The following is a 4,872-nucleotide window of genomic DNA, read 5'->3' on the forward strand; positions in this document are numbered from 1 at the left end:
ATCGAGCACGCCCTGCTCGCCAAACCCAGTTTCCAACGTTCTCGACTGCCCGACATGCCCGATCCCTCACTGTTCGTGGGACCCGACACCACCGGACGGATCATCGAGGTGATGGCCGTCCACACAGACGCGGCAGACCCAATGTGGGGGCCGACCACGCCACCGGCGCCGGCCAGTCCCGCAAACGCGCCACCCGAGGCGGGAAACTCGAATACCGAGCCATGGTCGCCCAGTGGAAAGCCCAAGAGGCCGCCAAGAGGCCCAAAGAAGCGAAGATGGTGACCAACCCGCGGGTGCGTGACTACGTCCAGGACCGGCTCGCCGGCAAGGTCACCCACCCTGACGGCCGCACCGTCAACGGCCCAGACACGCCAGTCTGGAAAGGGTTGAACAAGCCCCACCGGGCCGACCGTCGCTGGTCGAAGGCCTGGAGCCCGGAGCAGATCAGCCACCGCCTGCGCATCGAGTTCGGTGATGATGAGTCCATGCGGATCAGTCACGAGGCGATCTACCAGTCACTGTTCATCGAGGGCCGCGGGGCGCTGAAGCGGGAACTGGTGACCTGCCTGCGCACCGGCAGGGCTCTGCGCTCGCCGCGTGAGCGTTCGAGGAACAAGCCCCATGGCCATGTCACCGCTGATGTCGTGATCAGCGAGCGTCCCGCGGAGGCAGCGGATCGGGCGGTTCCCGGTCATTGGGAAGGCGACCTGATCATCGGCACCGGCCGCTCCGCGATCGGCACCTTGGTCGAACGCCACAGCCGCGCCACGATCCTGGTCCATCTGCCTCGCTTGGAGGGCTGGGGCCAGACGCCGCCGGTCAAGAACGGCCCCTCGCTGGGCGGTTACGGTGCGGTCGCGATGAACACCGCGCTCGCCGCGTCGATCACCGCTCTGCCGCAGCAGCTGCGCAAGACCATCACCTGGGACCGCGGCAAGGAACTATCCGCTCACGCCACCTTCGCCCTGGAGACCGGCACGAAGGTCTACTTCGCTGACCCCCACAGCCCATGGCAGCGGCCCAGCAACGAGAACACCAACGGGCTGCTGCGTCAGTACTTCCCCAAGGGCACCGACCTGTCCCGCTGGACAGCAGAAGATCTGGAAGCCGTGGCCCACACCCTAAACAACCGCCCCCGCAAGACCCTCGGCTGGAGAACACCGGCCGAGGTCTTCGAAGAGCAACTACAATCCTTGGAAGAAGCCGGTGTTGCGACGACCGGTTGAACCTGCCGTGGCTCCGACCAGCAGAGCGATGTCAGCAGTTGGCTTTCCATCTCAGCGGCGCCGCTGGAAGGATGCCCACCGGCAAATCCCGCACCTCGTGGATTGCGAGCGTTGCGAGCGAGAGCGTGCCTACGCGAAGGAGAATTGTGATGGACGTTGACCTGCTGGTGATCGGCTGGGGCAAGGCAGGCAAGACCCTGGCGGGGCGCTTCGCGGCCGCCGGCAAGACCGTGGCGCTGGTGGAGCGCTCGCCCGAGATGTACGGCGGCACCTGCATCAACATCGCCTGCGTGCCGACCAAGGACCTCGTCGTCTCGGCCGAGGAGCGTCGCGACTCCGACGACCCGCAGGAGTTCTTCCGCACCGCCGTCGCCGGCCGCGACGCGCTGATCGGCACGCTCAACGCCGCGAACCACCAGATGCTGGAGAAGCCGGGCGTCACCCTGGTGGACGGCACCGCCCGGTTCACCGGCCCGCGGACGGTCGTCGTCGACACCGCCGAGGGCCAGGTGGAGCTCACCGGCGAGACCGTGGTGATCGGCACCGGTGCGACCTCGCGCCGCGTCGACCTGCCCGGCTTCGACTCACCGCGGGTGTTCGACTCGACCACCATCCAGCACATCGACCCGCTGCCCGAACGGCTGGTGATCGTGGGCGGCGGCTTCATTGGGCTGGAGTTCGCTAGCATGTTCACCCACTTCGGCTCCAAGGTCACCATCCTCGACCGCGGCGAGGAGCTCCTTCCCCGCGCCGACCGGGACGTGGCCGAGGCCGTGAGGCAGACCCTGCTCGACATGGGCGTCACCATCGAGCAGGGCGTCCGGCCCACGTCGCTGGACGACGACGGCACACACGCCGTGGTGCACACCACCAAGGGCGATTTCGCGGCCGAGGCCGTGCTGGTGGCCGCCGGACGCGTGCCGGTCACCGGCGAGCTGGGCCTGGAGGCCGCCGGCATCGAGGTGGACGAGCGGGGCTTCGTCGTCGTGGACGACCAGCTGCAGACCAGCGTCCCCGGTGTGTACGCGGTGGGCGACGTCAACGGCGGCCCGCAGTTCACCTACATCTCGCTGGACGACAACCGCATCGTGTGGGACGCGGTGATGGGCCAGGGCACGCGCCGCCGCAGCGACCGCGTGGCGGTGCCGAACACCACCTTCATCACCCCGCCGCTGTCGATGGTGGGCATGGACGAGACCCAGGCCCGCAAGTCCGGCCGCAACGTCCTGATGGCGAAGAAGGAGGTGGCGAAGATCGCCGCCATGCCCCGGCCGAAGATCGTCGGCGAGACCCACGGCCTGTTCAAGCTGTTCGTCGACGCCGACAGCCAAGAGATCCTCGGCGCGACGATCTTCTCCATCGACTCCCAGGAGCTGGTCAACATGGTCGCCCTGGCCATCCGGCTGGGCGCCAAGGTCTCCGACCTGCGCGACGGGATCTGGACCCACCCGTCCAGCACCGAGGCCTTCAACGAGGTGCTCGGCACCCTGGAGCCATTGGCCTGACCGCTCAGGCACGAGTACGCCCTCCGACCCGATGGGTCGGAGGGCGTTCTGCTTCGACGGGGGCGGTCGGGCCCGGCGTCCGGCCCCGCCGCCGACGCAGGCACCGCATGTCTTGGAGGCTGACCGACCCGCCCCGGGAATAGACCCTGCCGGATCGTGGTTCGAATAGGTGTACCCTGTAGGGGTATGCATCGCAAGATGGCTCGGTTCGAGGCGTCCGTGCTGTCGTCGATGCCATCGCCGCTAATCCCGACCTGACCGCCACTGTGCTCCAAACTGTCGGCGTAAAGGGATGGGACGGGTTCATCCTCGTCCGCAGAGGCTAGAGCGGAACGGGCGGGCTACCCGCGATCAGAACGTCCTCAACTGCCGCGCCGAGGGCGTGTGCACGCGGTCGTGTCGATGGCCGGTCGTTCAGCGGCCGCGGTTTCGGGGGTGGTTGCGGGCCTGTCGCTCGTTCCCTCGCCGGTAGTTGCCCGTGAGCCTCGCCATGAGCTCTTGCGGGTCTTCCTGCTCGACGTCTTCGTGGGGTTACCCGCAAGTTTCGGACGGTTGGATTGGTTCAGGCGGCCCGTGTCAGGGCTGCCGCGTGTTGGGCTTCGAACTCGACTGGGGTCTGGTAGCCGATCGCTGAGTTGAGGCGCTTCGTGTTGTAGAAGTCGTAGATCCCACTCCTCCACGCCCTGAATGGCCTGCTGGGGGGTGTCCCACTCGTAGCGGTCGTAGAACTCAGCCTTCAACACGGACCACTGGGATTCGATCATCGCATTGTCCCAGCACACCCCGGTGCGTCCCATTGACTGGTCGAGGTGGAGTTCCCGGCAGTACTCATACATCTGCTCGGAGGTGAATTGCGTGCCACGGTCGGAATGGATGATCACTTTCCTGGGCGCGTTCGGGCGAAGAATGCGAGCCCGGCGCAACGCCTCCTCCACGAGGTCCGTCGTCATGGTCGTCGACATGGCGGTTGCGATGACCTTCCGGGAGCAAGCGTCCTTGATGGCGCACAGGTACACCCACCCGGCCCGCGTCCTCAGGTAGGTGATGTCGGTGACCCACACGCGATCCACCTGCCCCGTGTCCCAGTGTCGCTTGACCCGGTCAGGGATCGAATGCGTGCGCGTCCCCGGTATCGTCGTCACCGGACGGAACCGGCGCGGGCTGATGCCCGCAAGGCCCTGACGGCGCATCGAGGCCGCCACCGTCTTACGATCCACCACCACCCCCTCACGGCGAAGCTGGGCGCACACACGCAGGTACCCGTACGTGCTTCGGGAGTCCACCCATATGCGGCGCACCGCCTCATCCAGGCGCCGACGCGCCCGGAGGCTGGGGAGAAGATGATCCCCATCCCGCTGCTGGGCCGCAACCCACGCGTAGTACCCGGAAGTGGACACTTTCAACAGGCGGGCCATCCGGGCAATCGGGTACCGAGCCTTCTCCGCCTGCATCAGCGTGTACTTCTCACTCACTGATGCTTCGCAGCGAAGAAGGCCGCTGCTTTTCCCAAGAACTCGTTGTCCATCCGCAGGTCCGCGTTCTCCTTGCGGAGCCGCTTCAACTCCTCGCGTTCATCCGGACTCAACGTGCTCGGCGTCATGGTCTCCTTCTCTGCCTTCACCCACCTGCCCAACAGTTGGGGACCCAGCCCCAGCTCCTGGGCGACCTCGGCGATCGTGCGACCCGAGTCGATCACCATCCTCGCCGCCTCATGGCGGTACTGGGCCGTGAACTTGCGACGCTGCCTCCGCGTCTTCTCGTTCCCCGTGCTCATGACAACACCTTCCCCCAGGGCCACCAGGCCCCGCCACATCAGGTGTCCGAAAAACGGCTCATCCGAATCCAGGGTGTAGTCGGGGTCTGAACCCGCCGGTCTCGAGCAGGGATCTGGCGATGTAGTTGGTCAGGTTGCGGAACCCCAGCGCCGAGCCGCGCAGGTGCTCGAGCCTGCCGTTGATCGCCTCGGTGGGCCCGTTGGAGGTGCTGGGCCGGTCGAAGTAGGCCAGGACGTCGGCGGCGCGCTTCTTCAGCGTCCTGCCGAGCTTGGTGATCTCGACCAGGGCCTTGGGGACGCCGGTGCTGATCGAGTCGATGAGCCGGGCCATCAGCTCGCGGCCGTGGCGCCGGTTCTCGTGGCGGTA

At 66.8% G+C, this 4,872-nt stretch carries 2 protein-coding genes and 2 pseudogenes; 2 read left to right on the top strand and 2 right to left on the bottom strand.

Annotation, left to right across the window (positions count from 1 at the left end):
• Positions 1-185: 185 nt before the first annotated feature.
• A pseudogene (locus tag H590_RS16935) lies at positions 186-1,226 on the top strand (IS30-like element ISPfr9 family transposase); the annotation flags it as partial.
• Positions 1,227-1,375: 149 nt separating this feature from the next.
• Positions 1,376-2,731, top strand: a complete 1,356-nt coding sequence (locus tag H590_RS0113515) for an FAD-dependent oxidoreductase (RefSeq protein WP_028703929.1) — start codon at positions 1,376-1,378, stop codon at positions 2,729-2,731.
• Between the two features lie 562 nt (positions 2,732-3,293).
• Here the strand turns inward: H590_RS0113515 and H590_RS16940 are convergent.
• Both H590_RS16940 and H590_RS0113530 read right to left on the bottom strand, forming a co-directional pair.
• Positions 3,294-4,505: pseudogene (locus tag H590_RS16940) on the bottom strand (IS3-like element ISPfr11 family transposase).
• Positions 4,506-4,563: 58 nt separating this feature from the next.
• A partial coding sequence (locus H590_RS0113530; protein ID WP_028703930.1) for an ISL3 family transposase occupies positions 4,564-4,872 on the bottom strand: 309 nt, incomplete at its 5' end.

Source organism: Acidipropionibacterium jensenii DSM 20535, from assembly GCF_000425285.1.
GTDB classification, from domain to species: domain Bacteria; phylum Actinomycetota; class Actinomycetes; order Propionibacteriales; family Propionibacteriaceae; genus Acidipropionibacterium; species Acidipropionibacterium jensenii.

Bases quoted from the DNA above. Each gene is read 5' to 3' on its own strand.
- H590_RS0113515 (WP_028703929.1), top strand. From the start codon at position 1,376: ATGGACGTTGACCTGCTGGTGATCGGCTGGGGCAAGGCAGGCAAGACC.